Origin of the sequence: Roseiconus nitratireducens, from assembly GCF_008629675.1 — a bacterium.
Lineage (GTDB): Bacteria > Planctomycetota > Planctomycetia > Pirellulales > Pirellulaceae > Stieleria > Stieleria nitratireducens.
Map to the genome: position 1 here is coordinate 1 of NZ_VWOX01000047.1, position 5436 is coordinate 5436.

Genomic DNA, 5436 nt, shown 5'->3' on the forward strand with positions numbered 1-5436 from the left:
GTTGATCGTCTGCTTCGAGAGTTGGCGAGACGCGCACAACGAGGTCCTGATTGACGAGTTCCCGTCGGGAAACAGTCGCGACTGCTAGCGTGCAATTGCACGACCGTCCGAATGTTGCCATTCTGAACTTTATTTCACTCTTGCGGGAAATCTTTCCCTTTCGTTACTCCGTCAATGCATAGGACTGATTCGGCGGCGTGGGCATCGACTGCCTCTCTCATCTGTCGCCGTCTCAAACATCCAAATGCGGGGCGGGTTGATGGCCGGTTGGGACACGGACGAACTTTGGGAAGATCTTCGGACCGAGTTCGTCGACGCTGCTTGCCGGTCAAACAGTTGGACCACAGTCTGGCATGTCCTTATCGACAACGAGATCTACCGCAGTCAACTGTGGACGTGCGCCGAACGGTCGTTGATCGAAACCGGCGCACCGACTGCGTGGTGCGACGACGTAGCGCATGATGCGATGCTTTTGCTGGCCAGGCAACTGCAAAAGCGATCCGATCTGGGCTACGACTTTGATCGCCCACCCCATGAGTTCGCAAGCTGGTTGCGAACCATCCTGTTTCGCCAGTGCAAGGAAGCGATCCGATCGCTTCGCCGCCGTTACGGCAGAGACTTGACACTGGAGATCGATCCGGTGAACGGACGCGGCGTGATGATCGAACAGCAAATTGACGTTCGCATGGCGATCGACGATCTTGATGAACCCGTTCGGACGATCATGTTCTTGAGCTACGGTGGGTTGTCTATTCGCGAGATCGCCGATCGGATCGAGCTGACATACGATCAAGTTCGCTACGCTCGGACACAAGGTCGTGCAATGCTCGAAGAACGTCTGCAAACCGGCTACCGGTTTGATTGATGACTCACAGTGGCAATCATGAATCAAGCCCGCACTAATGCCAGCGATCCGCGAAGCGTTTGCAGGCTAAGCGAACGATAACGAGGCCGGTTAGAATCGTGCAGCACCACGATGGCCTTGCCGGCCCACCGCTGGGCGCACGCGACACGCGCTCGCCCATCAATTAATACGAATTGCGGTGCAATGTCATCGGCGGCGGCCACGTAGGAGGCAAACTGCCCTGGCTCCGCTGGGCCAAACCGTCTCTGAAGTTTCCACTGCGGTGGAACAAGTCGCAGATCGACATTCGCGGGTAAAGACGCAGCTCGCCGGACCCAACCACGGTCGTGTTCAATCGATGTCACTCGTTTGACACGTCGGGCAAACCAAACCGTCGAACCTCCCGAACCGTACTCGAGAACGTGCCAATGTGGACGCAGCATTGCCTCAATCGTGTCAACTTCTTCGGACGCCATCCAGGGCACGACCGCCTGGCTGTGCTTCGACGCATGCTTGTTCAATGAGTTAGTCATCGCTTATCGCTTCGAGGTTGGTTTAGGATGCCAGATTCGCACATCGTGCTTGCGATTTCCTCGCTGGCCGCGGTCATTCCATTGGCGAGGAAGCCAGAAGGTTACAGCGGCGGCTTTCAATAGTGCCCGCGTTAGGAAAATCTCTTCGCTTCCGTGGCCGGGATAATACTTTTGCCAAAGCCGCATCGCCCTTCGCACCGGCGGAGATCGTCGCAGAAACAGAACTCCAGAATTACAGCTCGGCGTGCAACTGAGCACTCTCACTTCGTTTGTGCGATAATTTAGCGACTGAACGGCGGCCGCATGATAGCCGTAGCGATCGGTGATCAGTTCCAGTGGAGAGGCGGCGTCGGATCGCAGGATGACGGTGTCGGCATCAAGCACCAGAGTGCGTTGATAGGGGAGTTGCGGAACAAACGCGGGTTTCACGGCATAACCGGGCTTACGGCTCCAATTGACTTTTCGGATCTCATCCACGTCCTGAATCCCGTCCAGGTCGGTGATGACGGTAATCGGCAGATCCAAATAACGACGAACCGAGGCGATGGAACGCTCCAGTTGGTTTCGCATCCGCCATCCGATGGCGACATAAAGAATGCCTTTTTCATCCAAAGGTGATGTCTCGCATGATTGAACCGTCACTTGCTGATCATGTTTCGTTTGCATGGCAATCACATCATTGATCTAAAATTCTGCAATAGTTCGTTGTGTTTTGGACTGATCCGGGACCCCCAGAGCCGACGCCGCTAACCGCGAGCGTTGAGAGGTCTGTGAATGGGGTCTCATTCAACGCGGTCGAAATCTCCAACATTGCTCCCAGAGTTTCGCTTTCCGAGATTCCGAATCCCACTCTGAATCGGGCGGTACCTTCCCAAATTGAACGATCAAGTTCGACTCGCACGGAAACAACGCCACGCAATGCAGAAGAAACGATTGAAAACCGGCTAATGTTGTGGCTCGATACGGATTCAAAACCAATCAATACACGACCCAACATTCCTGCTTTCGCAAAACGGTTCGAGTTGGGCAAAGCTCGTCGACCGCTCGTACAACTCCGGGCCATTCTGGATGGTAGTCGTGGCCGGCAAGAATGCCGTCGCGTTTGATCTTGGGCTTCCAGGCTTGGATGTCCCTCTTGACGCTTTCGTAGTCATGGGCCGCGTCGATGAAAACGAAATCCAGCGAACGATCACGGTAATGCAATGCGGCGTCGGTGGACGGTTCCGACCGAATCGTGCCAATCACCGCCGCGACCGGTTCAATGTTTCGCCGGAATGCTTGCTCAAGCCGGCCCAAGTCGGCATCTTGCTGATGCACCAATTCATCCGATCCCTGAAACGTGTCAACCACGTCGAGTCGAATCCTCTTTGCCGAGTTAAGGATTTCAACGCCAAGGAACGCGGTTGATCGACCTTTCCAGACTCCAATCTCGACAAACCTGGCCGGCTCCGGCGCGCTGGCGATGGCTTCTCGATAGAACCGCGAAAAAGTGAACCAACCGGGAATTTCGGAATAGAAATGTCGCATGATAAACGCTCCTTGAAACAGCCAAGTAGTCTTGTCACTTGATGTCAACCAAAATCGATCGGCGCAATCGATCGAGCCATTCAATATGGCTCGTGATTTAGATGGTTTCGTCGTTCGGGTAGTCACCTGGATCGGATTTAGACATCCGCGTCATTTGCTGTTCGAGCACGACCCGGACTTCGGCCAGTGCTCCCTCGTCTCGTAGGCCATTTGGTGCGTTTCGACAAGAGCCCGCGTGTTTCGCTCGATGATCTCGCTTTGGTCGCTCGCCATCCGCTTCATAAACTCGCGCTCATCATCACGAGCCGATTTTAAGTAGTGGAAAAAAATGAATGACCAGGTACACAACCACGGCGAGTGCAGGCACTTGGAGGAGGACGTTGGTTAGTATTTCAGGGTTCATTGAAGAGGTGTTTTTCAGTTATGCTAAAAGACATTGAAGGCATCGGCATCACTTTCACGCGAATTTTAGGCGCAGCCTCAAAGCGGAAGTGGTGAACTCTCACGCTGGCAGTCGCCTCTTCTTTGTGCCTGCGTCTCTCAATAAGATAAAACTCATCGCATCGAAACAAGCCGCACCCTAAACGCGACCGACACTTCCGTAAGCCTGCAAAATTTCAGTTCACCGATCGGATATGAATTGGACTACCTTCCAAGACACAAAAGCCACGGCGAGGCAAAACATGCTCCCAGTGCCAACCGTCACTACCGATGCCAACGACAGTTCTGACGATGGATCAGCTGCCAAAAGCCACAGGGAAATAAGGAAAACAGCAAACGCGAAAGCCAATGTTCCGACCCAAAGAAGATGTGTCACTGCTCGCTTCAATTGCTCGCCATTTCGTAATTTGGGTGCCGACTCACCATCGGTGACAACAGGTTTGACACCGTCCAGGGTAAAGTGCGTGCAGGATGGCGGACTTCCTTGAATTTGGTCAATCGGTCAAATTGACTTCGCCTCGGCGTTCGTCGGTCCATGTGAGTTCATCAAGCCGCTTTCGAAGCTCTAATCGATGCTGAATTTGTCGCCGAACTGGCGCGAGACGAAGTGCTGAAATCTCTGACTCTAGTTTGTCGAGAGGGACTGCACTCGTGAGCAAGCCGTATCGCATTGTCAAACCAGCATCGCGGACAACCATGTTTATTTCAGTGACTCGTCGCCCTTGCAGATACTGGGACTGGCTAGGACTGTACGAAGACAAGTGCTGAAAGTATTCGATTGAATCCGCAGGAAATTCGACTTGCAGTCGAGGCAACGTCACAAGTCCGGTAGAGCTGTCATGCATCAGCACGGGCCCAGATTTTTGTTCAGTATTGTATTGCCAAATTGAAATAGTTACATATCCGCCAACGGCTAGAAGTGCAACGGCGGCAACGATACTGAAGCTTCGGATCGGTTGGTTGACATTGTTTCGGTGAAGGACGTAGGCGAAGCCAACGAAAAAGGCTGTAATTAATAAAGCCGTGAGAGTGATAGATACATAGGGTGTTGGCTTCGGACGGATTTCGGTCAAGTCACCATCAACAGTCACTTCGAAAATATCGGCATTTGTGTACAAGGCACGTCCGATCGCAAATTCCGTATCGGCCTCGGAGTTCACTTGATGACTCCGAGACCGATCAGTCGCCGTATCCATGCCACGTCTCTCAAACTGCTATAAGTCGATGGATCCAGAGATGAAATCGCCGCTATAACACGCACCCCAGCAAGCGTGCCATCCGGTTCTGTAAGTCAAACTCGTTAAGTCCGCATCATCGAGACCGCAACCTCCTTCATTGCAGACCATACAAACCTTCACACCGGCGGTTAGCGAACCAGTCACTTCGGCACCGATTCGATAGCTCCACCAGCGATAGCTTGCCTGGATCATCGCACCGCCGGAGATACGTCCGCTAATGGTTGCATTCGTACACACTCGGAAATCAAACCCATCCTGACCGTTACACTTGTCGGTCTGACCACCGCCGCTTAGAGCAACACGACCAATCAACGCACCGCGTGCACCGATATAGCCGCTGAGTTCCAGGGGGCCAAATGATCTTTCGATTCTTCGCCCCAGCACAAGGTCCACTTCAGCTGTGACGGCAATGGTTGCTCGAACCTTCGTATTTTCTACGAGACTGCCATCGTCGCAACATTCTTCGCAGATACTCACAGCAATTGTGCCTGAAGCGGATATGCTGTATCCGACGGATACTGACACACCCGGGATTGGCGTAGGAATATTCGGAGTGCTGCCATCACCTAGGCCGGGCTCGATCGGAGTCCGCGATACTGTGAAACAATCTGAGCCTCCATCATTCTCACCATCTCCATCGTCATCCCCAGTACGCTTATACCCTGTCGGGTCCATGTTTGTGAGTTGGAACGTGTTTTCATATACCAAAAAGGATCCGACATATCCAATCGGGTCCCTTCCGATGAACCTTCCGGCTTTTGGATCGTACATCCGTGCCCGGAAGTGGTAGAGTTCGAGTTCTTGATCCCATTCGCGGCCGGTGTAGGTGTAGCGGTTGTCGTCGTCGGAACTC

6 protein-coding genes are annotated in these 5436 nt (G+C 53.2%); 1 reads left to right on the plus strand and 5 read right to left on the minus strand.

What is annotated here, in order from left to right:
* Nucleotides 1-259: 259 nt before the first annotated feature.
* On the plus strand, nt 260-865 hold the full coding sequence (locus FYK55_RS28555; RefSeq protein WP_235909044.1) for a sigma-70 family RNA polymerase sigma factor: 606 nt from the start codon (nt 260-262) through the stop codon (nt 863-865).
* A 23-nt stretch (nt 866-888) separates the two neighbouring features.
* On the opposite strand, the gene FYK55_RS28560 is transcribed toward FYK55_RS28555, so the two are convergent.
* The 5 genes from FYK55_RS28560 to FYK55_RS28580 all read right to left on the minus strand — a co-directional run.
* The gene (locus tag FYK55_RS28560; protein ID WP_150080030.1) at nt 889-1377 is read right to left on the minus strand and encodes a hypothetical protein; all 489 of its coding nucleotides are present in this window, start codon (nt 1375-1377) and stop codon (nt 889-891) included.
* A gap of 3 nt (nt 1378-1380) precedes the next feature.
* Nucleotides 1381-2043, minus strand: coding sequence for a hypothetical protein (locus FYK55_RS28565; protein ID WP_150080031.1), 663 nt, complete (start codon nt 2041-2043; stop codon nt 1381-1383).
* 312 nt (nt 2044-2355) lie between these two features.
* Nucleotides 2356-2904 carry a class I SAM-dependent methyltransferase gene (locus FYK55_RS28570; protein WP_150080032.1) on the minus strand — a complete coding sequence of 183 codons (549 nt, stop codon included), beginning with the start codon at nt 2902-2904 and terminating at the stop codon, nt 2356-2358.
* A 935-nt stretch (nt 2905-3839) separates the two neighbouring features.
* Nucleotides 3840-4505 (minus strand): hypothetical protein, encoded by a 666-nt coding sequence (locus FYK55_RS28575; RefSeq protein WP_150080033.1) that lies wholly within the window; start codon nt 4503-4505, stop codon nt 3840-3842.
* 54 nt (nt 4506-4559) lie between these two features.
* A partial coding sequence (locus FYK55_RS28580) for an RHS repeat-associated core domain-containing protein (protein ID WP_150080034.1) occupies nt 4560-5436 on the minus strand: 877 nt, incomplete at its 5' end.

Coding starts and splice junctions, on each gene's coding strand:
- FYK55_RS28570 (WP_150080032.1), bottom strand. CDS start 2,904: ATGCGACATTTCTATTCCGAAATTCCCGGTTGGTTCACTTTTTCGCGG.
- FYK55_RS28555 (WP_235909044.1), top strand. CDS start 260: ATGGCCGGTTGGGACACGGACGAACTTTGGGAAGATCTTCGGACCGAG.
- FYK55_RS28565 (WP_150080031.1), bottom strand. CDS start 2,043: ATGCAAACGAAACATGATCAGCAAGTGACGGTTCAATCATGCGAGACA.
- FYK55_RS28560 (WP_150080030.1), bottom strand. CDS start 1,377: ATGACTAACTCATTGAACAAGCATGCGTCGAAGCACAGCCAGGCGGTC.